The organism is Aphanothece hegewaldii CCALA 016 (assembly GCF_003007785.1).
GTDB lineage: Bacteria > Cyanobacteriota > Cyanobacteriia > Cyanobacteriales > Microcystaceae > Chroococcus > Chroococcus hegewaldii.
On the sequence record NZ_PXOH01000005.1, the window covers coordinates 26,448 to 50,048 of the forward strand.

General features: G+C 39.7%; 22 protein-coding genes and 2 pseudogenes. 6 read left to right on the forward strand and 18 right to left on the reverse strand.

The genetic code is table 11. The features are described 5' to 3' along the window. Window positions 1-11: 11 nt before the first annotated feature. From C7H19_RS06110 to C7H19_RS25525, 3 genes are all read right to left on the reverse strand, one after another. Complete coding sequence (locus C7H19_RS06110; protein ID WP_106456013.1) at window positions 12-809, reverse strand: glutathione S-transferase family protein; 798 nt, start codon at window positions 807-809, stop codon at window positions 12-14. A gap of 152 nt (window positions 810-961) precedes the next feature. Next, window positions 962-1,210 (reverse strand): type II toxin-antitoxin system PemK/MazF family toxin, encoded by a 249-nt coding sequence (locus C7H19_RS06115; RefSeq protein ID WP_219907598.1) that lies wholly within the window; start codon window positions 1,208-1,210, stop codon window positions 962-964. Then, the gene (locus C7H19_RS25525; RefSeq protein ID WP_181280540.1) at window positions 1,200-1,376 is read right to left on the reverse strand and encodes a hypothetical protein; all 177 of its coding nucleotides are present in this window, start codon (window positions 1,374-1,376) and stop codon (window positions 1,200-1,202) included. Before C7H19_RS25525 ends, C7H19_RS06115 begins: the two co-directional genes overlap by 11 nt. Window positions 1,377-1,458: 82 nt before the next feature. Between C7H19_RS25525 and C7H19_RS06120 the strand changes: the two genes are divergently transcribed. Then, entirely contained in the window at window positions 1,459-2,022 is a 564-nt protein-coding gene (locus C7H19_RS06120; RefSeq protein WP_106456014.1) for a DUF421 domain-containing protein, read from the forward strand. A 43-nt stretch (window positions 2,023-2,065) separates the two neighbouring features. On the opposite strand, the gene tkt is transcribed toward C7H19_RS06120, so the two are convergent. The 3 genes from tkt to C7H19_RS06135 all read right to left on the reverse strand — a co-directional run bounded on the left by tkt (window position 2,066) and on the right by C7H19_RS06135 (window position 5,780). Further along, window positions 2,066-4,078 (reverse strand): transketolase, encoded by a 2,013-nt coding sequence (gene tkt / locus C7H19_RS06125; protein ID WP_106456015.1) that lies wholly within the window; start codon window positions 4,076-4,078, stop codon window positions 2,066-2,068. A gap of 115 nt (window positions 4,079-4,193) precedes the next feature. Beyond that, complete coding sequence (fabF, locus tag C7H19_RS06130) at window positions 4,194-5,444, reverse strand: beta-ketoacyl-ACP synthase II (protein WP_106456016.1); 1,251 nt, start codon at window positions 5,442-5,444, stop codon at window positions 4,194-4,196. Between the two features lie 87 nt (window positions 5,445-5,531). After that, complete coding sequence (locus C7H19_RS06135) at window positions 5,532-5,780, reverse strand: acyl carrier protein (RefSeq protein ID WP_106456017.1); 249 nt, start codon at window positions 5,778-5,780, stop codon at window positions 5,532-5,534. 97 nt (window positions 5,781-5,877) lie between these two features. Here C7H19_RS06135 and C7H19_RS26995 point away from each other — a divergent pair, with 97 nt between their 5' ends. Beyond that, window positions 5,878-6,009 carry a hypothetical protein gene (locus C7H19_RS26995; RefSeq protein WP_281261717.1) on the forward strand — a complete coding sequence of 44 codons (132 nt, stop codon included), beginning with the start codon at window positions 5,878-5,880 and terminating at the stop codon, window positions 6,007-6,009. Between the two features lie 100 nt (window positions 6,010-6,109). Here the strand turns inward: C7H19_RS26995 and C7H19_RS06140 are convergent, their stop codons facing one another. Then, complete coding sequence (locus C7H19_RS06140) at window positions 6,110-6,463, reverse strand: hypothetical protein (RefSeq protein ID WP_106456018.1); 354 nt, start codon at window positions 6,461-6,463, stop codon at window positions 6,110-6,112. Window positions 6,464-6,808: 345 nt separating this feature from the next. Here C7H19_RS06140 and C7H19_RS06145 point away from each other — a divergent pair, with 345 nt between their 5' ends. Both C7H19_RS06145 and C7H19_RS06150 read left to right on the forward strand, forming a co-directional pair. Continuing rightward, window positions 6,809-7,015, forward strand: coding sequence for a hypothetical protein (locus tag C7H19_RS06145; protein WP_106456019.1), 207 nt, complete (start codon window positions 6,809-6,811; stop codon window positions 7,013-7,015). 231 nt (window positions 7,016-7,246) lie between these two features. Then, the gene (locus C7H19_RS06150) at window positions 7,247-8,449 is read left to right on the forward strand and encodes an argininosuccinate synthase (protein WP_106456020.1); all 1,203 of its coding nucleotides are present in this window, start codon (window positions 7,247-7,249) and stop codon (window positions 8,447-8,449) included. Window positions 8,450-8,519: 70 nt separating this feature from the next. On the opposite strand, the gene C7H19_RS06155 is transcribed toward C7H19_RS06150, so the two are convergent. Together C7H19_RS06155 and C7H19_RS06160 are read right to left on the reverse strand one after the other, a co-directional pair. Then, the gene (locus C7H19_RS06155; RefSeq protein ID WP_219907599.1) at window positions 8,520-9,017 is read right to left on the reverse strand and encodes a GNAT family N-acetyltransferase; all 498 of its coding nucleotides are present in this window, start codon (window positions 9,015-9,017) and stop codon (window positions 8,520-8,522) included. A gap of 74 nt (window positions 9,018-9,091) precedes the next feature. Further along, window positions 9,092-9,829 (reverse strand): 15,16-dihydrobiliverdin:ferredoxin oxidoreductase, encoded by a 738-nt coding sequence (locus tag C7H19_RS06160; RefSeq protein ID WP_106456022.1) that lies wholly within the window; start codon window positions 9,827-9,829, stop codon window positions 9,092-9,094. Window positions 9,830-10,033: 204 nt separating this feature from the next. Here C7H19_RS06160 and C7H19_RS06165 point away from each other — a divergent pair, with 204 nt between their 5' ends. Next, window positions 10,034-11,332, forward strand: a complete 1,299-nt coding sequence (locus tag C7H19_RS06165) for a glutamate-5-semialdehyde dehydrogenase (protein WP_106456023.1) — start codon at window positions 10,034-10,036, stop codon at window positions 11,330-11,332. A 192-nt stretch (window positions 11,333-11,524) separates the two neighbouring features. After that, window positions 11,525-12,793: pseudogene (locus C7H19_RS06170) on the forward strand (IS701 family transposase). A 7-nt stretch (window positions 12,794-12,800) separates the two neighbouring features. Here C7H19_RS06170 and C7H19_RS06175 read toward each other — a convergent pair. From C7H19_RS06175 to C7H19_RS06215, 9 genes and pseudogenes are all read right to left on the reverse strand, one after another. Further along, a pseudogene (locus C7H19_RS06175) lies at window positions 12,801-12,905 on the reverse strand (IS1 family transposase); the annotation flags it as partial. A gap of 92 nt (window positions 12,906-12,997) precedes the next feature. After that, window positions 12,998-15,172 (reverse strand): PAS domain S-box protein, encoded by a 2,175-nt coding sequence (locus C7H19_RS06180; protein WP_106456024.1) that lies wholly within the window; start codon window positions 15,170-15,172, stop codon window positions 12,998-13,000. Between the two features lie 71 nt (window positions 15,173-15,243). Beyond that, window positions 15,244-16,272, reverse strand: a complete 1,029-nt coding sequence (gene glsA / locus C7H19_RS06185; protein ID WP_106456025.1) for a glutaminase A — start codon at window positions 16,270-16,272, stop codon at window positions 15,244-15,246. Window positions 16,273-16,335: 63 nt separating this feature from the next. Next, a complete protein-coding gene (locus C7H19_RS06190; RefSeq protein ID WP_106456026.1) occupies window positions 16,336-17,091 on the reverse strand; it encodes a MinD/ParA family ATP-binding protein in 756 nt (251 codons plus the stop codon). Window positions 17,092-17,805: 714 nt separating this feature from the next. Then, on the reverse strand, window positions 17,806-19,602 hold the full coding sequence (locus C7H19_RS06195; RefSeq protein WP_106456229.1) for an ABC transporter ATP-binding protein: 1,797 nt from the start codon (window positions 19,600-19,602) through the stop codon (window positions 17,806-17,808). A gap of 58 nt (window positions 19,603-19,660) precedes the next feature. Then, entirely contained in the window at window positions 19,661-20,599 is a 939-nt protein-coding gene (locus C7H19_RS06200; protein ID WP_106456027.1) for a beta-1,6-N-acetylglucosaminyltransferase, read from the reverse strand. A 41-nt stretch (window positions 20,600-20,640) separates the two neighbouring features. Next, entirely contained in the window at window positions 20,641-21,450 is an 810-nt protein-coding gene (locus tag C7H19_RS06205; protein WP_106456028.1) for an FkbM family methyltransferase, read from the reverse strand. A gap of 74 nt (window positions 21,451-21,524) precedes the next feature. After that, window positions 21,525-22,325: a sulfotransferase family 2 domain-containing protein gene (locus tag C7H19_RS06210; RefSeq protein WP_181280541.1), complete on the reverse strand. Its 801-nt coding sequence runs from the start codon at window positions 22,323-22,325 to the stop codon at window positions 21,525-21,527. Between the two features lie 74 nt (window positions 22,326-22,399). Continuing rightward, a complete protein-coding gene (locus tag C7H19_RS06215) occupies window positions 22,400-23,509 on the reverse strand; it encodes a glycosyltransferase family 2 protein (RefSeq protein WP_106456030.1) in 1,110 nt (369 codons plus the stop codon). Between the last annotated feature and the right edge of the window lie 92 nt (window positions 23,510-23,601).

The following is a 23,601-nucleotide window of genomic DNA, read 5'->3' on the forward strand; positions in this document are numbered from 1 at the left end:
TCAATCTGAACTTATTCAATCTCAATTGAGGTTGGAGAATCACCAGAAGGCGGATTTTTCGGCAAAATGTTCTGATTACGAAACTCGGCATACAAGCGATCGCGCCACTCAAAAAACGGATCATAAGCACTATTATCGGCTAATCCTGGAACACCTTTACCTTGAAGTTCACTCGGTATATCAAGATAATTACCTGAAGGAAACTTAATAATCATGCTTAGTCCAGCAACCGCTAAATCGGCTATTGTTGGATGATCTGCCACTAAATAAGGTCTATTTTGCAATATTAGACATAATGCTTCTAAATCCTGTTTAAGGCTTTTCTGTGCGCTTTTAATCGCATCTTTACTAAAGCCTACTCCCGTTCCTAGGACTTCCAAAAATTCATTAGGAACCGAACCGACTAACGTTCTCACAAAATCAGGAATTTCTCTAGGTAGAAAAACCGTTCTAAAATTTTGATTTTGATTAAATGCACCAATAAAAGCCGTACGACCTTTTAAACCAATAGATTCATCTGCCCATTCCTCGATGAGTAAACTTTGTCCTTTAGCGACTGGAGCTGAAGGAATAATCGGTTTATCAGGGTATTTACGGTCTAAATAGAGAGCAATTTCCGTAGAATCAGCGATCACCGTTTCACCATCTTTGAGTACAGGAACTTGTCGCTGTCCTGAAAGGCGAAACAGTTCGAGTTGTCCTACTCCTGGAATAACTTCAATTTTTGTGTATTCTAGACCCTTGTAATCTAAAATAAGGCGGACTTTCTCAGAATATTGGGATAACTCGAATTGATATAACTCTAACACTTTTTAAAGCTCCTACGGCTTGAGTTCGTTGTCTCCACAAAAATTGTAGCGTTTATTTGCTTAAGAACTATCATCCTTAAAAATTCAAATCTAAAACAAAAATTAAAGCTTCTTTAATTTTAATCATCAATTCATCTGGAAGTTGACCTAGTTTACGCAAAGAGCCTAACTTTTGGAATAGAACCTAGACCTTGCACATTAGCTATAGAATTTTGAGTAAGAAAAGATAATCGAGAAATAACTATTTCATATAAGCTACCTCTATATTGAGTGGTTAGAGGTACATAAATAATTAAAGCTTTTGGTGGATTAGGATCATAGCGAGAGACAATTACAATAGGTCTCATTGTAGCGGCTAGTCCAAGATCAGCAAGCCAAATTTCTCCAAGTTTAGGGTTCATCTAATAAATCTAAAACCTCTTGTTCAATTGTTCTTAAACGAATCAGATCTAGTAAATCTTGATCAGCTAAATCAATAATTTCTTCAATATGCTGTCTGACTTTTTGAGCAATATCTGGATTCCAATGTCTAAATTTTTCGGTTAATTTCTCGATTAGTGCGTCCATTTTTGTCTTTATTATTCTATAGTAAAATATCCTACTTTCAATTTTAAAGTATTCAATCTATCAACTCGCATAAAATTTTATCATGGAATTCTATAATGATCTTTGGGTGTCTGGTGTACCGCTTCTAGAAAAAATTATTAGGTCAATTCTGGTTTACTTTTTCTTATTAATTGCACTACGTCTTGGTGGAAAGCGTGAACTTGGTCAGATGACGGGTTTTGATTTAGTGGTACTTCTTTTAATCTCGAATACGGTTCAAAATGCCATTATTGGGAACGATAACTCTGTTCTGGGTGGCTTTGTGGGTGCAGCAACATTATTGATGGTTAATTATATTGTGGTGCGATTAGCCTACCGTCATTCCTTGTTTTTGCGGATTTTAGAAGGTGAACCGACGATATTAGTCAAAAATGGTCAAATTATTGTAGAAAATTTAGCCTCAGAAGTCATTACACAAGCAGAATTAAAAGCCAGTTTGCGTCGTCAGGGGTTTAGAAAACTCTCGGACGTTAAACGAGCGATTTTAGAAACAGACGGCAGTTTATCTGTTGAACCACAATCGTTAAAAATGGACGAAGGCACTTATCAACAACATATTATGGAACAACTCGATCGCATTGAAGAAATGTTAAAACAAAAAGGGTAAACCCTGTTGAGTCCACCCTATCTAACTAAATGGAGATTAAAAATTATCCAAGTAATGCTTTAGCTTTGGCTACAATATTATCGATCGTATAGCCAAACTTTTCTAAAACAACATTACCGGGGGCAGAAGCACCAAAAGTATCAACACTGATGGTAGAACCTTCATCGGTGACATAGCGACACCAACCGAGACTGATTCCCGCTTCAACAGCTAGACGTTTTCTGACTGCTTTGGGTAGTACAGATTCTCTGTATTCTGCGTCTTGTTCGTCGAATAACTCCCAACTAGGCATCGAAACAACACGAACTTTTGTTCCTTCACCGCGTATAATTTCGGCTGCTTTTTCACATTGATAGGTTTCGCCACCAGTACCAATGAGGATTAAATCGGGTGTACCTTCACTATCACTAAGAATGTAAGCCCCTTTAGCCACAATATCAATCGAAGAACCAGCTAAATTGGGTAAATTCTGACGCGAAAGAGCGAGTAGAGTCGGGCGATTTTTCTTCGCATTTTCGACCGCTACTTTATAAGCTCCAGAAGTTTCGTTACCATCAGCCGGACGAATAACGGTTAACTCAGGAATAGCGCGAAGTGAGACAATATGCTCAACAGGTTGGTGTGTGGGTCCGTCTTCACCGAGTGCTATAGAGTCATGAGTCATTACCCAAATTACGCCCGCTTCAGAAAGAGCCGACAAACGAATCGAGTTTCGCATATAGTCGGTAAAGATGAGGAAGGTTGCACCGTAGGGAATTAAACCCGAACCATGTAGCGCAATACCGTTACAAATGGCTCCCATCGCGTGTTCTCTAACTCCAAAATGGACGTTTCTTTCTTGATATTGTCCTTTTTGGAAATTGCCGATATGTTCTAATTCGGTATAGTTAGAATGGGTTAAATCAGCCGAACCGCCGAGTAATTCGCTTAGAACGGGCGCAAGAGCATTTAGACAAATTTCAGAATGTTTACGGGTTGCGAGTCCTTTATCTGCGGGGGTGTAAGTAGGTAGTGCTTTATCCCAATCTTCGGGAAGTTCGCCACTGAGCATACGATCAAAAAGGGCGGCTTCGGATGGATAATTATTCTTATAGGTTTCCCAGACTTGTTTCCATTCGTTTTCGTATTCGGCTCCGCGTTCAATGGCTTTATGGAAGTGATTAAGCACATCTTGAGGAATGTCAAAGGGTTCGTGTTCCCATCCTAACTGTTTGCGAGTTAGTTCAATTTCCGAAGCTCCCAAGACGGAACCGTGAGCATCAGCCGTATTCGCTTTATTGGGAGAGCCATAACCAATGGTGGTAGTAACTTTAATCATCGATGGCTTATCGGTAACGGCTTTAGCTGCGGCAATGGCGGCGGCGATCGCATCTAAATCAGTATTGCCATTTTCGACGTGTTGTACGTGCCAGCCATAGGCTTCAAAACGTTTACTAACATCTTCGGTAAAAGCTATATCAGTTGAGCCATCAATCGAAATATGGTTATCGTCGTAGAGTGCGATTAATTTTCCTAAACCCCAGTGGCCAGCTAAAGAACAAGCTTCCCCGGAAATACCTTCCATGTTACAGCCATCACCTAAAATCACATAGGTGTAGTGATCGACTAGAGTACAATCAGGTTTATTAAAACGGGCTGCCAAGTGTGCCTCAGCGAGGGCTAAACCCACTCCATTAGCAATTCCTTGACCTAGGGGGCCTGTTGTAACTTCAACCCCGTCAGTGACAAAATTTTCGGGGTGTCCAGGTGTTTTAGATCCCCACTGACGAAACTGCTTAATTTGATCCATTGGAACGCTGTCAAAGCCCGTCAGGTGTAGCAAGGCGTACTGTAACATACAGCCATGTCCTGCCGAGAGAACAAAGCGATCGCGGTTAAACCATTTTGGACTTTTTGGATTAAACCGCATGAACTGATCCCAAAGGACAAAGGCCATAGGAGCCGCTCCCATTGGTAAGCCTGGGTGTCCCGATTTCGCTTTTTCGACCGCATCAATTGAGAGAAAGCGGATCGCATTTACACAAAGTTCTTGTAATGACTGGGTGGCAACAACCATAATTTCTCATGAATAAATTACAATAAAGCACTCGCTATCAGTTTAAAGCTTGATGGTACAAAGGGAATAGGAAAAAGAATTAACTTTCGCGCCTCACAATTGTGCCACAAACGAATTAAACGTATTTTTTAAAGGCTAAAGTTACATTATGACCACCAAAACCAAAGGAATTTGAGAGGGCAGTTTCAACCCGATGGCTCCGGCTTTGATTTGGCACATAATCGAGATCACAAGCTGGATCTGGATTAACTAAATTAATCGTTGGTGGAATCCGATCATTGGCGATCGCTAGAATCGTCGCCACAGCTTCAATACCACCTGAGCCACCCAATAAATGACCCGTCATCGATTTAGTCGAACTAATTGCGACTCGATAAGCATGATCGCCTAAAGCTTTTTTTATGGCTTTCGTTTCGGTAGTATCATTAGCGGGCGTACTGGTTCCGTGTGCGTTAATATAGCTAATTTCTTGGGGCGATAAACCCGCGTCTTTGAGGGCGAGTTCCATTGCGCGAGTTGCACCTCGTCCATCGGGAACCGGAGATGTTATATGATAAGCATCACAGGTCATTCCATAACCTACAATTTCGCCATAAATTTTTGCTCCTCTACTCAATGCTTGATCGAGTTCTTCTAAAAGAAGGATTCCCGCGCCTTCTCCCATGACAAAACCATCTCTATCAATATCAAAGGGGCGACTTGCATGTGCTGGATCATCATTTCGCATCGAAAGAGCTTGGGAAGACGCAAAGCCCGCAAAGGATAGAGGAGTAACGGCTGCTTCGGCACCACCACAGATGACGGCTTTCGCATAGCCTCTTTGTACTAAACGAAACGCATCGCCGATCGCATGAGCCCCCGCCGCACAAGCCGTAACTGTACAACTGTTTGGCCCTTTTGCTCCGGTGTGAATTGCGGTTAAGCCTGCTGCCATATTCGCAATCATCATCGGGATCATAAACGGGCTACAGCGAGTGGGTCCTTTGGTCATTAAGACTTCGTGCTGATCTTCAAGAACTTTTAAGCCGCCGACTCCTGTGCCAATAATCACGCCGACTTCTTCTGCATTTAGGTCATTGATGACGAACTGAGCATCGGCTAAGGCTTGTTTACTGGCGGCGACCCCAAATTGAGCAAAACGATCCATTCGCTTTGCCTCTTTGCGATCAAAATAGAGCAGAGGATCATATCCCTTGACTTCTCCTGCGATCCGACATTCATGCCGAGAAGCATCAAATAAGGTTATTGGGGCAATACCACTGCGCCCATTGAGCAATCCTTCCCAATATTCAGTCGGGTTATTTCCAATGGGGGTGATTGCACCTAGCCCCGTCACAACAACACGTTTTAGCTCTGAATTGGCCATGATTTTAAAGGTAATACGGGCTGAATTCACCCAAAATGCAGATAGAAGTTAATACGGTGTGATTAATTGATCTCATAGAAATTAAGCTTATGCTGCTGCTTCTACTTTTTCGCTAATATGTGCGACTGCTTTGCCTACGGTGTCTATTTTTTCGGCTGCTTCATCGGGAATTTCAATATTAAATTCTTCTTCTAGTGCCATTACGAGTTCTACTGTATCTAAAGAATCTGCTCCTAGATCATTAGCGAAACTCGCTTCTGAAGTAACTTTTTCCTCATCTACTTCTAAGTTATCGATGACAACTTTTTTGACTCTATCAAAGATTTCTTGACTCATTGCTTCCTTTGTCGATCCGCTATACCTCCTCCGACCCTTAAGTGTCAGGAGGTGAAAGTGGGGCGGTTGTTACCACTTTCTTTGAGTTAACTTGGGTATGATTTTGATCACTATTTCTCATCTTACCCCGAAAGAGGTAATCATCGATCGCGTTGACCCGTGGAATTCGGCTGCTCGCCAATTTCAGCAAAGATTATACACTTTTATTGCTCAAAAAATTTTTTCTTAAATAAAAAAACACCGAGAATCAATTTTTATGTTGATTCTCAGTTTATGGACACAAATAAAAGACTAAAACTTGAGCTTTGTACGCCTGACCCTTAAAAATTTTATTTGGCGTTGGTTACTTTATCTAAGGCTTGTTCAATTTTATCTTTAAGAGTTGTTGTTCCTTGAGCATCTTCAGGACTAATCATTTTATTAGCATCTGCGCTACCTTGAACCTCGTTAAGTCCGCCTTTGTTTCTCTCCTCAACTTGTTTGAGAGATGGAGGTTCTTGTTGTGCTAGTTCGTCTGTTTTAGCTTGAATTTTATTCAAATTAGCTTCACCTTTAGTAACAGGGCTAGGAGTTCCAGCCGCCGCAGGAAAAGCAAAAGATGTTACGAGAGAAACACAAAGAACAGCCGAAATAATGAAACAAACTGTATTCTTTAAAATTGTATTTAATTTGCTGACTAGCATTTTTAAGAATCTCCTTATTAGGTCTATGGTATTTATCAAATCCGTTTGAGTAATCACTTTTTGTAATTTGCACCCTGACTAATCATTCGGTTTGATTTCTTTTATCTGTACCTATTTGTATCAATTCTTTTGGTGTTATTGCATCTTCCCTATGAACTAATCTTTTGGGTTATGTATCTTCCTTAAGATAGATATACTTTTTAGATACTAGATAATAATTAGTATTTTAAGAGAAAACCTGTTCTAAGGCTTTTGATAGATGCACTTTTTGAGGAAAAATATTATTTTGTTTAATAATCAATTTTTCATGATTTGCTCTTCCATTCATTAGCCCAGGTCAAAAAGGTGTATTCATTAATTTTATGGAATTTAGCCTCTTGTATTAAAACATCTAATTTTAACGATAACTACGAACAAAAATATTATCGTAATCATGATGGCAATCCTAATTTAAAACAACAAACTATCGAGACAATAAATCACAATTATAAGTTTGATAGTCATGATCATTTACGTCAGACAGCCGCCCCAAAAAGCTATAAAAATGATTGATGATTAAGTGGCTTTCTATCATCTGCTTTATTGAAAGTCATTTTGCTTTTAGATTATTAAAAAGAATCAGACAAGCATTTTTTGAGTGAAGCCGTCATCAAAAAAGAAAAGACTCAAAAATCAATAAAAATCATTTGGCTAGATCATTATCTCGTTTTGATAACAATGGCAGCAACTTGCTTGAAGCGAACCTGATACAATAACCATCTAGTCGTTTTTAGATAAAAATTTATGGGTCGCGCCAATAGAGTTGTATTAGCTTATTCTGGTGGGGTAGATACTACCGTTTGTATCCCTTACCTCAAACAAGAATGGGGCGTTAATGAAGTCATCACCCTTGCTGCTGACTTAGGACAAGGTGACGAACTAGGGCCAATTCAAGAAAAAGCCCTCAGAAGTGGAGCAATTGAATCTTTAGTGGTAGATGCTAAAGAAACTTTCGTCAAAGATTATGCTTTTCCAGCAATTCGGGCTAATGCTTTATATGAAAACCGTTATCCTCTTTCTACTGCCTTGGCTCGTCCCTTGATTGCTAAATTATTAGTAGATGCAGCCGAAAAATATGGGGCTGATGCGGTGGCTCACGGCTGTACAGGAAAAGGAAATGATCAGGTACGCTTTGATGTTGGGATTATGGCTCTTAATCCTAAAATTAAAGTATTAGCCCCGGCTCGTGAATGGGGTATGAGCAGAGAACAAACGATCGCATATGGCGAAAAATTTGGGCTAGAATCTCCCGTAAAAAAATCTTCCCCTTTTAGCATAGATCGCAATCTTTTAGGGAGAAGTATCGAAGCTGGGCCACTCGAAGATCCGATGACGGAACCTCCTGAAGAAATCTATCTGATGACGAAAGCGATCGCAGATACTCCCAATGAACCCGAATACGTCGATATCGGATTCGAGAAAGGTTATCCTGTTAGTCTTAATGGTCAAACTCTTGATCCTGTTTCCTTGATTTCTCAACTTAATGAAGTTACGGGTAAACATGGAGTCGGACGACTGGATATGATCGAAAACCGTGTGGTCGGAATTAAATCACGCGAAATCTACGAAGCACCTGCTTTACTCGTTCTTATTGATGCTCACCGTGACTTAGAAAGCTTAACCTTAACAGGTGATGTCACTCACTATAAACGCGGAATTGAGGAAACCTACGGACAATTAATTTATCAAGGACTTTGGTATAGTCCACTTAAAGAAGCTCTTGACGCTTTTATTGATAAAACCCAGGAACGAGTTACAGGAACCGTTCGTGTGAAGTTATTTAAAGGAACTGCTAAAGTAGTTGGTCGTAAATCTGATTATTCAATCTATGAACCCGACTTAGCTACTTACGGTGAAGATGATCAATTTGATCATAGAGCAGCAGAAGGCTTTATCTATGTTTGGGGACTACCTACTAAGGTTTGGTCTTCCAAAACAAGAGGATAGTTTTTGTTTTTTGGGCATTAATGAAACATTAAAACCAATTATTGTAGGGGTTTGGTCACCAAACCCTTTTTTATCCTTTTTGGTCAATTCTAAAAAAAAGTATTGGTTTTTCATTAACATCTTTTTTTTCGACCAACTTCATCCCCAGTCTTTCAGCTAGTTTTCGAGATTCAAAGTTTGGTTCATCACAACTAGCTATTAAATATTTGTACCTAAGCTGCTTAAAACCATACTGAATTAAGTGACTGACAGCTTCTGTCGCGTATCCTTTTTTGGTCGCATTTGGTAACAGTGCATAAAGTAGCTGCGGCTGTGGTTCATCAAAAAAATACCAAAAACCGACAAAACCAATCAATTCATGTGTTGATTTCGTGTACATCAACCACAAGCCAAATTGCTGCTCATCAAAGTTTTTTTGACTAACCTCTATAAATTCCTGAACCTGTGCAAGGGATAAAATATTGTCATCACAAAGGTACTTTCTCACGAATGGATTAATTAGAATCTCATGAAAAACATTGAGATCGTTTTCTGTAACCGCTTTTAGTTGTAGTCTTTCGGTATTCAAATGACACATTTCAAAGCATTCCTATTTTTGGGTTAATAGGTTAGTTCTTCTACAAGATTATCTTTTTTTAATGCTTATTTTTTGCTTCCAGCAGGAATCGCTAAAGGGACAGCATCTTCAAACAAGAATTCATACAAGAATTTTTCTGACCATTCATGACCAAAATAGCTACTAAATAAGCCTGAAGCAGGATCGCGATCGGCACTATATTGATCATAGTCTTTTTGGGCTTTAACAATCCGTTGGATATCTTCAGGATCAGTATAAGGCGTTGCGTTCGCTAACGTTTCCCAGTACAAACGTATGTATTCTTGATAAGCGGGAAATAAACGAGTGACTACCGTTTCAGCATCGGTTTTCGCAAAAAGGATATTTTTAGAAAAATACTGATTAGCGTCATAAAACTTCATTTCTAAGTTTTGTGCTAATTCATTGTATTTATCTCGAATCACTCGCATCGGTTCGATATACTTTTCTAGATACGCTTCATCCCTAAAAAGAGGCTGAAAATCGAGGACTACTAGAATTTTTTTCTGTCCAAAAGCTAAAAAGTCAATTCCTAAAAGAGGAATATCATACTGATGACTCGGATAAATCACACTATTAAAAATCTGGGACATTTCCCCCGCATCAATATAGGTGTAGCGAATCTTGCGAAGTTCAGGACATTGGTAGCACCAGCTTTTGATCGTTGCAGGGTTTCTACCGCGCTCACTGACTTGGTACTCTAATCCTGAGGGAATCGGACTACTTTGTAAATCAAAATGACCGAACAGTTCTTGCTCTAAAAATTCCTGAAACGGCTGAAACATAGACTAAGCTGGGATATTAAAACTCTAGAACGAGGATAGAGGAGAGTCTTTCACATCGTCTCATTTATGAGAAACTAATTAACATTTTGTAAACTTAAAAATAAAACTTTTGTATTTGTCCGATTTTCATGTTTCATAATCTTCAGTAACGATCGCGCTCTATTTTCCCTTAAAATAAAAAAAGCGATTGTTTACTCATTTTCTATGGTTACTACTTCTTTATCCTTAACTGAAATTGCTAGAAATACTCAAATTGCAGCACGTCAACTCGCCATACTATCAACTGATGAACGCAATGCAGCACTAGACGCGATCGCACAAGCTTTAGAATCCGCTACGCCTGAAATTGTTACCGCAAATGAAGCAGATTGTCAAGTAGCAAAACAAGAAGGAATTTCCCAAGCGTTATTTTCTCGTCTCAAATTGGGCGCAGCGAAACTTAAAGCAGGAATTGAAGGCGTAAGAGATGTTAAAAAACTAAGTGATCCAGTGGGAACGGTTCAAATTCACCGAGAATTAGGTACAGGTTTGGTTTTAAAGCGATTTACTTGCCCTTTGGGTGTTTTAGGCGTAATTTTCGAGGCGCGTCCCGATGCACTAATTCAGATTACCAGTTTGGCGATTAAATCAGGTAATGGTGTGATTCTCAAAGCAGGAAAAGAAGCAACGAAAACTTGTCAAGCACTTGTAACAATTATTCATAAAGCGTTAGCCGAAACAAAAGTTAATCCCGATGTAGTACAGTTACTCACGACGAGGGAAGAAATTCGAGCATTATTAGATTTAGATGAATACGTTGATTTGATTATTCCTAGAGGCTCTAATGCTTTTGTGCGCTATATTCAAGACAATACTAAGATTCCCGTCTTAGGTCATGCCGATGGAATTTGTCACCTGTATATCGATCGATCTGCTAATTTAGAGAAGGCTATTTCTATTACAGTCGATTCTAAAACACAATATCCTGCTGCTTGTAATGCGATTGAAACTTTACTCGTACATCGAGACATTGCATATAAGTTTTTACCCCTTGTTGCAGAAGCATTACAGGATAAACAGGTAGAATTAAGAGGGGATGTAATAACTCAAGAAGTGATTAATATTTCAGCAGCAACCGAGGAAGATTGGTCAACCGAATATAGTGATCTTATTTTGTCGATCAAGGTTGTAGAATCATTAGAAGAAGCGATATTGCATATCAATACTTACGGTTCAAAGCATACTGAGGCTATTGTAACGGAAGACGAACAAGCAGCAGAAATCTTTTGTAGTCAAGTCGATGCAGCAGGAGTATTCAAAAATTGTTCGACACGCTTTGCAGATGGGTTTCGTTATGGTTTTGGTGCAGAAGTTGGAATTAGTACTCAAAAAATGCCGCCCCGTGGCCCCGTTGGTTTAGAAGGTTTGGTAACGTATAAATATAAGATCGTGGGTGATGGTCATATTGTAGCGACGTATGCGGGTGATGATGCGAAACCGTTTACACATCGAGACTTAGAGTAACTTAAGCATTGGGAAAAATACTACTATTCCGATAATTCCTCAAATACCTGTAACCATAAGGTGGTGTAGTAAATCTGTGGGAATCTAGATAATTTCTCTATGAAATTCCTACTTATTGGTCCTTAAACAGAAAAGAAGTGTTATTAGGTTATAATCAAGGTACAGCAATTATTTCACGTCCTGAATACTTCCATGAGAGAGACAACGGTGGCACCGCTATGCCCCCATGTTTTGAAAAATGGTGTCAACGTTTTGATGGTTGCTTTAAAACGAAGGCACAAAAAACAGGGTTTAGACACTATATAGGAGGATTATTGGGAGAAAGTGAGAGAAAAAATCTAACTCAAAGGGCCGATAACGCGGTGGGAGTAGTTTATCATCGATTACACCATTTTTTAACAGATGCTTCTTGGGAAGCGACAGAGATAAATCAATGTCGTCTGGAGATACTGAGCAAATGTTCTCAAACAAGAATTAGTAGAGGGTTTACCTTAATTTTAGACGACTCAGGACATAGAAAAAGTGGGAATTTTACATCAGGAGTAGGAAGACAGTACATCGGAGAAATTGGGAAAACAGAGAATGGAATAGTCGTAGTTACAACCCATCTCTATGATGGAAAAAAGAGTTTACCATTAGACCTAGAAATCTATGAGAAATCTAATGCACTACTAGGGGAACAAAAAGACCCAGACTTTAAGAAGAAGCCAGAACTAGGAATAGAGATGATTGACCGAAGTATGAGCAGAGGCTATTGTCCTGAAATCGTCTTAATTGATGCTGGCTATGGCAATAATACCCAATTTCTTAAACAACTAGAAGAAAGGAAATTAAAATATTTAGGAGGACTGGCTAAAAATCGAAAAATAATAATTAATAATTGCTCAGAAGATAAATTAATAATTAGACTAGATGAATTGGCAAGAACTCTACCAGCCTGGAGTTTTATGCCAGTCATATTAAACTTGAATAAACCTAAAACGGTTTGGGTAAAGACATTTACTGCTAAAATACCGCGTCTAGAAGGAGAAAGAACTTTTGCCATCGTTATGAATGCTAGTTCTTTTGAGAAGGCGACCGATATTGATTACTTCATCACAAATTTCGAGGCATCAAAAGTGACACCTGAATGGATAGTTACCACCTATTCAAAAAGAAATTGGGTAGAAGTATTCTACCCTTGAAGCGAAGGGATGGTTAGGGCTAAGAGAATATCAAGTCAGAGGAAAAAGAAGCTTGCTTCGTCATTTTATTTTGGTATTTTGTGCTTATACTTTTATTTTATGGCACAAGCTAACTGGAGGGTTACAAAGGCGATGGGCAACTAAACCTTTGAATACATTTACTGAAGCTTTAGAAGCATTTCGGACAGCTATGTCTTTCCGTTTTTTTGACTGGCTAATAGAAAATAGGAATGTTTTTGCTAGATATAAAGCGAGTTTAGGCTTTATTTGGGCTTGATTTTTGTTTAAGTCCCATTATTAATATATAGTCCAATTACCAGATCGTGCATTAGCGATCTTTTTGAAAAACAAATTGTTTTTCTTTGTAGTCGTTTGATTCTCGTTCTCAGGGCGTATTTCCAGAGATTAGTTAATTAACCAAAAATCCTTATAATGCGATCTTGCGTTCGGCTTAACTTGAAAGTGAAAGTCAAAACTCGCCCTATTTGGTAAAGTCCCAAAACTCATCTAAATTAACTTCTGCAATTTCTTCCTGTATTTCCTGAAAAAAACTACTCTGAGTAATTAAGGACACTTCCTGTTCTCGTTTTTGAGCATCAATTTCAATCTTTAACTCTTCTAATTGTCGTCTTAATTCTGTTTCTTTATATTTGCGCTCACTAACATCCTGAATCATCCCCTCATAGTAAAGTAATTGACCCTTGTCATTGCGGACAGCGCGGGTATTTTCCTCAACCCAGATAATATCGCCATCTTTCTGATAGGTTCGGTATTCAAAATTGATCACCTGATCGTTTTGCTCCATAAATTGTTTAAACTCTAGACGAGCTTCTGGATCGACGTAGATCTGCTGCTCGATATCCGTAATCTTCTCGACCATTTCTTGAGGAGAGTCATAGCCATAAATCCTAGCCATTGCTGGATTGACATTAAGATAACGTCCTTCTGGTGTCGTTTGAAAAATTCCTTCTAGTGCATTTTCATAAATACTGCGATAGTTTTCCTCAGCAATACGGAGGGCCTCTTCAGCTTGTTTTCGTTCGGTAATGTTCCGCACCATAAACAAAGCCGAATTCTGGCTACAGGGGACGATTCGCGCCTCGTAGGTCTTCAAAGATTGAGCAACAGGTAGCTGATACTCTAGGGTACTCGCTCGCTGAGTCTGTAGAACTTGCTGAATTGTTTGCAGATATTCCAGTGCCAGCATTGGGGGTAAAAGATCTTGAATTCGTTGACCAATTCGTTTTTCTGCTGAAGTGAACAGCCAGCTATCGTCTTTGGGAGCAATAAAATCTAAATAAATGCCATTAGAGGAGATCTCCATAATCAAATCGGGAATCGCTTCTAAAAGAGCATCTTTACGGGCTTCACTAGCAGCTAAGGCAGCATTTTTGGCTTCTTGGTCGGCGAAAGAGATTTGAAGCTGCTCCGACATACTATTGAAAGCTGAAGCTAACTTTTCGAGTTCAACGACACCAATGTTTAATTCAACTTGCTGCTTGAGGTTGCCTTGTGCCATTTTACTAGCAGCTTGGGTAATATGATGGATCGGTCTAGTGACCCAACGAGCCGTATAAATGCCTAAAGCGATCGCCAAACCTAATGCGGTTAAAGCTAACCCAATTGTGTTCTGCATAATCACGTCGATATGTCCCATGAAATCGACTTCAGGGACAATCACGACAATCAGAAAATCTAAATCTCGTCCCTTTTGAAAAGGCTGAATTTGGACTAATTGCCGTTGACCATCCAACCAGAAATCGAATTGCTGCGATCGCTGTATCAGTTCAAAATTACTGAAAGATTGCTTAAGAACTTTTATTGATTCTCGAATCAGAGGTTCGTCACTTTCGGTAGCTTGAATGAGTTTGGCGTTCTCCCCTTGACCAACGGTGAGGGGTTCAATAGTCGAACTAGAGATAATTTGACCAGAGCGATTAATGATAAAAGCTTCTCCAGATTTACCAATAGAGAGGCTCGCCAGAAATTTCCGAAAATCTTCGGTTAGTAAAAAATCTGTAGCACAAACACCAATCAGTTTTCCGTCGGGATTTATGACTGGATGACTAGCCGTCAGGGTGGGCTGTAGGGTAGTAAAATCCAAATAAATTTTACTCCAGACGGGGCGTTGCTGTTTGACTGCTTCTTGATACCAAGGACGTTTGCGGGCATCATATAAACCATAATTCTCGACAAAACCAAGACGATTACCTTGATGATCGAGGTTATAATAATGCAGGTTAGCCTGAGTTATCGGATTGACTAGCCACAGATGAGTACCTTTTAAATTAGGTTCACGCCCAACACCGATAAATTCTCCTGCTTGATTGGCGCAATATGTCCCGAAGATAAACGGTGCAATTTTGACCTGTTGTAACATTTGAGAGACATTTTTGCCATTTTTAAAGTCAAGATCCCCTTGAACAAAAGCAGCAGCATTTAATTGATTGATCTCATTAAGCGAAGCGAAATAACTTTCTAATGTTTGCTCGATGCGTGCGGTTACTTCATTGCGAAGTTGAGAGGCAAGATCATTGACAGCTTTTCTCGCTCCCCAGTAAGAGAGTAAACCTACTAGCCCTACCGCCGCCGCAATTTCCAAAACAAAAGGAACGACTAGGGCAGTACGAAGATGGAATTTACGGTTATTCATCATCGGTAATCACGACGAGAGGTTTAAGTTTTTAATTTACTCTGTTTGATCGGTTCAAGTCTATTTTTCAGGTCTTACCATTCATCTTCATTGGTACCATCAATCCACGCTTGTAGATCTCGTTCCGATTTAGCCACATTGAATAAATGTAATCCGAAATCTTGGGAGAGATCTTCACAAACTTTGATCCCCCTCGTACTATTTCCCTTGGCATCGAGGAGAGGTGAAAAAGTTCCAACTCCTAATTTACTTGGAACAACGGCGGTAATTCCTCCACCGACTCCACTCTTAGCAGGCATCCCCACTCGATAAACCCATTCACCCGAATAGTCATACATTCCACAAGTGAGCATGACGCTAATAACATCCTGTACATAGTGTTCATCAATGGCTTTTTCTCTGGTTACGGGGTTGATGCCACCATTGGCTAACGTAGCTCCCATCATGGCGAGATCTTTGGCGGTTACAAGAAGTGAACATTGTTGAAAATAGAGATCTAAAGTTTCGTCGATACGTTCACTCACCATGCCAAAATTTAGCATTAGATAAGCCATTGCTCGATTTCGATGACCTGTCGCTTTTTCTGAAAGGAAAATTGGTACATTGATCTGATGATCGCGTCCTGTATACCGTTTGAACATCTCCAAGAGCCGTTTAAGGCGTTCGGTGGTATTAGCTCCTTTGATCAGATCGGTAGTTGCGATCGCACCTGCATTCACCATTGGATTATAGGGTCGATTGGTTTTTTCATCCAAGATGATAGAATTAAAAGCCTCTCCTGTTGGTTCTACACTCACTTTACCATTGACATACTCTCGTCCATGATCTTCTAGGGCTAATCCATAAACAAAGGCTTTCGATATGGATTGGATGGTAAAGGGCTTGTCGCAGTCGCCGACTTCAAAAATCTTACCATTAGATGTGATTACACAGATCCCGAACCATTCAGGTTGAGCAAGGGCGAGTTCAGGAATATAATCTGCCACTGCCCCATCGTTTAAAGATCGATATTTTTCATAAAGTTCATTAAGATAATTACGGAAGGGAGACGTAACGGCATGAATTGAATTCGCCAGAGAAAATAGATTACCTGAGTTATCCATAGCATTCCTCAATTAATTAGAGATTACGGCTGTGTAATGTTTTTGTAAAATAATTTGACAAATTTAGTTCATTATGATACGAGCTACTTTTTTAAATTCTTGGCTGATGAAATGCTCTGGATGTTTCTGACAGAATACGCCTTCACTTGCAAGCTGCACGACATCCTCAGACAGAGGGAAAATACCCGCCACAGGGACATGATAGGTTTCTTCTATTTTTTGCTTGAGTGCATCAAAGTTAAGCTTGCTGTGTGCTTTGTTGACAGCTATAAGCATATTACGGACTTTGAGTTGTCGTGCCACATCAACGGTGACAGCAGTTCCTTGATAATCCTGTTTATCGGGGCGTACAATGAGTAGTAGTATGTGAGAAATAGCAATAGAAAGAAAGGTTTCTTTGGAAAGACCAGGATGGGTATCGATAAAGAGGTAATCAAGTTGAAGTTCCTTGACGAGACTGCGAAAACCATCATTGAGAAGTTTTACATCATAACCATCTTTGAGGATGCGAGCGATGTCATCTGCTTTCACACTCGATGGAATCAAAAAGATTTTCCCCTCTTCTGTCAGACCAACATTTTGACTAACATCATAGGAAGCTTCTTGAATCGTACTTTCACCCCACAGGTAATTATTTAAGGTTTTGTCCATTTGCTCAGGTTCAAGACCCAAAATGTTATGAACGCCAGGTGAAGGGACATCTGTATCTACTACCCCAACTCGTTTGCCAGTCTGAGCAATGCTAGTAGCAAGGTTTGCAGTAAAGTTAGATTTACCAGTCCCCCCTCGATAAGAATGAACGGAAATAACTTTGGGCATCGTAAGTATTGTAGAAGAAATTTATTTTTAAACTATAAAGCTTAAATTAACTGTAAGCTGAAAATATTTCCATGTTTTTTCACTTTTTGGCTATTAACCTTCTACAAAACTTAACATACAACCTTAAGAATAAAAGAAATAGACGGTTATTCTTTTCTGGATACTATTTTATAAGTTTTAACTGTAGTTAAAATAACAATATCAGTTGCTTCTTTAAGTTAATGCTCGAACAGCAGTGATGGTTTAAAATCCCAAAATCTGTGGTAAGCGATGTTGCTTTTTTCCTCTTGTGATCTTTCTTCGTTCTCAAACAATAACCAGAAGTAATTTCATTCATGATAGTTCTTATCAAATTGAGTAACATCATCTTGATTAATACAGTTGACCTTGATGTAGATTTTGAGCTTATAAGAGCTTTAAATATCTTTATGCAAGGCTAATAAATCGTATTAAAAGAAAAAGTTTACCCGAGATAGCATTCAGTAATGGTCAGTCAAACTCTCGCTAAATTTAGTCGATATATGATTCAGGCTTTGACGGGATGAAATTTTATTCTTAATGCTTTATCTATCTGAGAAATTTAGAAAATTGATCTTAGTTAATATTGTACTTCATTAAGTCGTAATATTCTATAATTTAGCTACTTTGAGAGCATTTTCTCTTATTTCTTCCTTTTTCTGTACTTTCCTTATCCAAAACTCAGGTTATACTACCCTACCAATTAGGTTTATGCTGTAGCTGATACAACTGGGCAAACAGATCTTGATGGTTAAGGAGTTCATCAAAAGTACCAACTTCTTTAACCTGCCCTTCAGAAAGCACCACAATCTGATCCGCATGTTTAATAGTGGACAACCGGTGGGCAATGACAAGCACTGTACGATTGTGACTCAGACGATATAGAGCTTCTTGAATAAGATGTTCCGAGAGACTATCTAGAGCATTGGTCGCCTCGTCTAAAATCAAAATATCAGGATTCCGTAAAATAGCACGAGCGATAGAAATTCTCTGGCTTTGTCCTCCAGACAAGCGGACACCGCGATCTCCTACTTGAGTGTTGTAGCCTTCAGGCAGTTCACAGATAAACTCATGGGCATTAGCCTGCGTAGCTGCCGCGATAATGTCTGCCTCTGTTGCTCCAATACGACCGTAGGCAATGTTATCACCGATGGTTGTGTTAAAAATGTGAATTTGCTGGGAAACGAGGGCAATGTGGTCGCGCCAGTCAGTCAGCTTCAATGAGGTCAACGGCTGGTCATCGACTTCGATTTGCCCCTCAGTCGCGTCATAGAATCTACAAATCAGGCTAATTAAAGTAGATTTACCAGCCCCCGAAGGTCCGACCAACGCAGTCGTTTCTCCCCGTCGAAGTGTAATCGAGATATGTTGGAGCGCAGGACGATCTTGAGTACTGTAGCTGAAGCCAACCGACCTTAGCCGAATGGCATCTTTAAGCCCAGTATAAGGAACTGAGCCCGATCGAATATAGGGCTTATCGGCAGGAGTGAGAAGGGCTTGCACCTTATCAAGGGAGCTATTGATGGCTAGCAGCGAAGTCCAGTCAGCGTCAAACTTCTTGACTAGGGGTTGCAGGCGATAAAACATAAAAATCATCGTCACCAATACAGGCAAAGAGAACTCAGTGAAGAGAGTAAACAGCATCAAGCCCACAAGGAGAATAACCGCCAGCCCTTCAAAAATCGGCTCGATGAGCGCTGAGAGCATACTCAACCGAAATGCTGTATCTCTCAGGTTCTGGGAGTATCGAGCAAATTGCTTTTGCTCATAGGGTTCACAACCAAAGGCACGAATAGTCCGAATACCGTTGATGGTTTCTAAAGCTGTTTGGCTCAACTGAATGTTAGCAGCCAAATGTTGCTGTCCCAGAGATTCTGCCTGTCGAGTTATCCGCCGCACTAGCAGCGAAATGAGTCCCATTGCTAGAACCGCTGATAGAGTGAGTGGCCAAGAAATCAGCAGTAGCAATACCGTAAAAATAACAATCATGCAGGCAGTGATGACCAGCCAAATCAGATAGCTGAGGGCATGTCCTGCACTTGCAGTCTCTCGATATAAGGTGTTGAGTAAATCGCCGCCTCGGCTTTGATCCCAAAACTGTTGGCCAACGCTCATAAACTGTGCAAAGATATCACATCGTATACGATGGATAATGCGGGAGTTGAACCAGCCCACTTGGATGGTGTAGAAATAGCCCAACAGCACTTTGAGTAGAATCAAAGCACAAATCATTGCTGCGATTGTAAATGGTTTGCTATCGGGATTAACGCCGGCTAACAGCTGATCGAAAAAGCCCAAGACAGGATTATTGTTCGCAGCAGTTAATTGCTCTCCATCAAGGCTTTGTAGGAAGGGAATTAAAAGACTAATGCCCAAGCCTTCTGTAAGTGAAGAGGTTACCCCCAAAATAAAAATTGTTGGCGCAGCCCTAGGATAAATCTGGAAAAACGGCAGCAGCTTTGCGATAATTTCTAACTCTTTTACTTTTATCATATAACTATCGAACGTCTTACGAAGTACTTTGCTCTCAACTATCAGCACCTGTTGCACTTTAGATTTGAATTGGTGCTTGATGGTTCTCCCTTTCAACGATACGTTGCATTATAGAGAAAACCAATTTTTCTCCTTCATCCGAAAACTTTCGGGCAAAGAGCATTTCGCCAGCACCATACCAATCGCTAGGTTTGAAGAATAAGTTCGACCCAAATATATCATCAAGATGCTTTTCACTTATCCAAGCTGGATGCTCGCTATTAATATCGTCACCCCAATCCATGTAAGTGATATTTCTGTATATTCTTGGCTTAAAAGAGGAATTGCCTAAAATAATTTGAAAAAACATCTCGTCTGGGCAAAAGGTATCCTTGAAAAAGTTGGTTATTACAGGCTCTTTTTCAACAAAGGTTTGTATATATTGACAAGCCTCTCTCGATAAAGCCCACCACTGGTCGCCTGCATAGGGAATCAGATGCCCTAAACACTTTTTGTAGTTAAGGTGACGTGGAACTATACCAATTCTTAGCTTATTTGTAAACATCTTAATTAGCTTCACTCCCAATGGGTCTTGAGAGCGAATTACACGGCAAGTAAGCCGCCACATCAGTTTTCGTTCTGTTTCGGCTGGCATTTGCACAAGATTGATAAATTCGACTGCGGGGTGGTGTTTAAAAAAACTTTCAATGTATGAGACTGAGCGTAATGGATAATCTGTACCGCTCAGAAGCACAAAGCGATCAAAACAACGAGGGTCGGCAAGCGCTTGGCGAATCAGAATCAGTGTGGCTTCCACCATTGAAAAATCTCCCCAATAAACAGCCTCTCGTCTGTTACTCAGAACAACATTTTGACCTTTTATAGATGAAAAAAGACAGAGATCTGATTTTTGATCTATGTGAATAAAGCACATTGATAACGGAGAAGAAATAGCTTCAACAAGTCGCTGTAAGTGACGATGATTATCATGTGCCAGAATAAGATAAGCAATCTTCATTTAAAAATCTCATAATTTATAAAAAAGCAATAGAATAGCTCTTAAGTAGAACATTTTTTCAAATAATTCTGTTTTGTAAGAACTATGTTTTCTCCTTGATACCACTCCTGATCGAAGCCACCAGATCCATTGTAAAAACTGCGATTGCATCCTGGTTTTAGATACTCATGAAGTTCGACAATTAAAGAATCTACTTTGTCAATCCAAGTTGCACTATTGCTAAATACCTCTTTTTCCGCGCCTTCAATGTCGATTTTAAAAATATTAATTCTTTCTAGATTATATTCGTTAATCAGCTTATTCACGGTCATGGCGATCACAGTCTGATGATTATCATGCTGCAGATCTGAAGAATACTTCTGTAAATCTTTATTCTGGATTACAAATCCCCACTCGCCTCTACCTGGATCAATAATCTCAATCTCTTCATTTTTGTGCCATAGCGCGGCTTGAAGAGGAATAATATTGGCATATGGCTCAACATTTTTTTTCAGCATTTGAAAATTGTTTTGCTCAGGTTCTATAGCAATAATTTTTGCCTCTGGGTATTTATTAGCAAAGTAGATTGAGGCAAGCCCAATGTTTGCTCCTGCATCCACGATTATGCTAGGTTGGATTTGTACCAAAAAGTTGTACGCATCTTCCACAAATATTTGCTTGAAAGCTTGAACGTCAGAGGAATGTAACCGCAACGTGAACGGAAAACGGCAATCAGAGCGCTTGACTCCTATCAAAGCTTTAGGGTTGGTGACTTTTGTTAGGATGACTTTTAAAAGGCCTGGCAGACCTAATGTTTGTAGATATAACTCAATTGTGAATATGTAATGCGTGTATAAATCAAAAATTTTCATTGTACCTTTTATGTACTAAAATATTAATATTTGAGTGTTAAGTAAATGTCAGATTAAACGGGTAATACTGATGCTTAGAACTGATGCTGTGGCACACCCTTCGAGCGCAGTGCTTTGTTAGGCATAATCGGCATTTTAATACCCAGATCAGATTTTTCCTCATCGGACAGATATCCGAAATGCAGCAGTGCGGGTAGCTCCAGCCTCATCACAGTTCGATATAAGTCGGGGTCCCACCGAATCTCTGCTGGGTCGGTTTCTGAAACATTCGACTTTCCAGACTGTTCGATTGACGCTTTGTCGTATTTTAGTTCAAGAAGATCGAGAACATAGATCAAGTCTTCCTTTAAGTTTTCTGTCTTGCCAATAAACGAAATACCTGGTTTTGTATAGGCGAACATTAGTTCTGTTACATACCCAGGACGCTTTTTAACCACATTTCGGACAAATTCATTGAAATCGTCACTGCCCAGTCCATTGAGTATCGCATTTGGATGCCAGCTTTGTTGGGAGTTTTGCACACCCCAATCATTCCATTCCTTTGCCCGCATAAACTTCCACCAAGATTCATACCATGACAGAGGATGGCGCACGAAGCAGAACCGAAAAACCGAATTGTCAGATGATTTTGGCCAGTACTGTAAAAGTTTAGAAAATCTTGTTTCTGCTAAAAATAAACGAGCGGCTTCGCTCAAATGCTCCTGAAAGGTTGTTAAAGGGAAAAAGAGATTACGATCATAGTCGGCATGTTTATAGTATAAATGTCTTCTGTTCACCAAAAGGAGATTATTCTGCTCAAGTATTTCTCTTACCCAACAGCCACCCGTTTTGGGAATGTGGAGAAACTCAGCCCCATTGATTAACTTTGCTGTCACTTTCTCACCTCTCATGTTCATGTTTTGACGGACTCTGTAAACCTGTTATCAAGCTAGTCAAAGTTTCATTGAAATCATTGAAATAAATGTAGCACTGATTCTGTTGAGCGCGAGCAATTTTCCTTCCTTATCATAAAGTTTTTAATCATAAACCAAAGACGAGGTAGCACTTGTAGGTAAAGTAGGTCAAGAACACTGAGTAAAATTGGCCATGGACCCCAGTAAAATATTATGAAGAAAAGCCTCTGAATTTGTTTGAAATCGCCCTTCACGAGAGCTATAATTAACCAATGTAAATTATGTCTTACTATAAAGCGGTGAGAGTAAAAACGCCAGTGAGGATACTGATTTGCAAAAGTTTGTTGGATTTTAAGAAGAATTGTCTGCAAGACTTCTGGATTCTTGATCGCTGCAAAATGTCGATTACCAAAAGCTTGAAGATCAAAGCTTTCTGATTCTGACAAGATATGATCAGCTATCCAGTTTACAATATCTCGTTGGCAAATTCTCATGGTTGCCTCTACCTCATTTCGTTTAATTCGGGTAATATTGTTCTCATGCAATCGGACATGAGCAATAACTTGGGGAAGATTGACGATATGTCCTATTTTCATCAATCGATACCACATATCATAGTCTTCACTATGTAACCGGTCTTTCCTGTAAGGTGCTACAACACCAGCCCGATACATAGAGAGACTGTGCTGGGCGCTGTAAGCAAAAGCCATGTGCCAAGGCATTAGCATTGGGTTACCCATATGAACAATAATGTTCTCACCGTGGTGCAGACGATTGCTAACTAAGCGATGAAAGCGTCCAGAAACTGCAACTACTTCTGGATTCTGCTCAAGGTAATTAACCTGCTGTTCCAACCGTTTAGGAAGAGAAATATCGTCTGCATCCTGACGAGCAATATATTTTCCTCGTGCCAATGCCAATCCGTGATTTAGAGAGTAAACCAGCATCATGTTCTGTGAGTGATGTATGACGCGGATTCGTGAATCTCGCTCTGCATATTGACAAATGAGCATTTGTGTGCTATCGGTAGAGCCATCATTGATAATGATAAACTCAAAATCCTGATAAGTTTGCTCTAAAATACTACAGATAGCTTCAGCGACATACGCTTCACCATTGTAGACACTCATGACAACTGTTACTGAAGGACTACTAGAACTACTCATGGTTGTGAGATTTACCTACATCATTTTACCTCGTATTGTCAACTTAACTACCGTTAAATCTCAAAACACACTATTCTGACTGTAATACTAAT

What these genes read in the sequence shown, in the direction of transcription:
- C7H19_RS06120 (WP_106456014.1), top strand. Translation starts at nt 1,459, where the DNA reads ATGGAATTCTATAATGATCTTTGGGTGTCTGGTGTACCGCTTCTAGAA.
- C7H19_RS26995 (WP_281261717.1), top strand. Translation starts at nt 5,878, where the DNA reads ATGATTTTGATCACTATTTCTCATCTTACCCCGAAAGAGGTAATCATC.
- C7H19_RS06195 (WP_106456229.1), bottom strand. Translation starts at nt 19,602, where the DNA reads ATGATAAAAGTAAAAGAGTTAGAAATTATCGCAAAGCTGCTGCCGTTT.
- C7H19_RS06160 (WP_106456022.1), bottom strand. Translation starts at nt 9,829, where the DNA reads ATGTTTCAGCCGTTTCAGGAATTTTTAGAGCAAGAACTGTTCGGTCAT.
- tkt (WP_106456015.1), bottom strand. Translation starts at nt 4,078, where the DNA reads ATGGTTGTTGCCACCCAGTCATTACAAGAACTTTGTGTAAATGCGATC.
- glsA (WP_106456025.1), bottom strand. Translation starts at nt 16,272, where the DNA reads ATGGATAACTCAGGTAATCTATTTTCTCTGGCGAATTCAATTCATGCC.
- C7H19_RS06140 (WP_106456018.1), bottom strand. Translation starts at nt 6,463, where the DNA reads ATGCTAGTCAGCAAATTAAATACAATTTTAAAGAATACAGTTTGTTTC.
- C7H19_RS06215 (WP_106456030.1), bottom strand. Translation starts at nt 23,509, where the DNA reads ATGAGTAGTTCTAGTAGTCCTTCAGTAACAGTTGTCATGAGTGTCTAC.
- C7H19_RS06190 (WP_106456026.1), bottom strand. Translation starts at nt 17,091, where the DNA reads ATGCCCAAAGTTATTTCCGTTCATTCTTATCGAGGGGGGACTGGTAAA.
- fabF (WP_106456016.1), bottom strand. Translation starts at nt 5,444, where the DNA reads ATGGCCAATTCAGAGCTAAAACGTGTTGTTGTGACGGGGCTAGGTGCA.
- C7H19_RS25525 (WP_181280540.1), bottom strand. Translation starts at nt 1,376, where the DNA reads ATGGACGCACTAATCGAGAAATTAACCGAAAAATTTAGACATTGGAAT.
- C7H19_RS06135 (WP_106456017.1), bottom strand. Translation starts at nt 5,780, where the DNA reads ATGAGTCAAGAAATCTTTGATAGAGTCAAAAAAGTTGTCATCGATAAC.
- C7H19_RS06205 (WP_106456028.1), bottom strand. Translation starts at nt 21,450, where the DNA reads ATGAAAATTTTTGATTTATACACGCATTACATATTCACAATTGAGTTA.
- C7H19_RS06165 (WP_106456023.1), top strand. Translation starts at nt 10,034, where the DNA reads ATGGTTACTACTTCTTTATCCTTAACTGAAATTGCTAGAAATACTCAA.
- C7H19_RS06115 (WP_219907598.1), bottom strand. Translation starts at nt 1,210, where the DNA reads ATGAACCCTAAACTTGGAGAAATTTGGCTTGCTGATCTTGGACTAGCC.
- C7H19_RS06150 (WP_106456020.1), top strand. Translation starts at nt 7,247, where the DNA reads ATGGGTCGCGCCAATAGAGTTGTATTAGCTTATTCTGGTGGGGTAGAT.
- C7H19_RS06180 (WP_106456024.1), bottom strand. Translation starts at nt 15,172, where the DNA reads ATGATGAATAACCGTAAATTCCATCTTCGTACTGCCCTAGTCGTTCCT.
- C7H19_RS06200 (WP_106456027.1), bottom strand. Translation starts at nt 20,599, where the DNA reads ATGAAGATTGCTTATCTTATTCTGGCACATGATAATCATCGTCACTTA.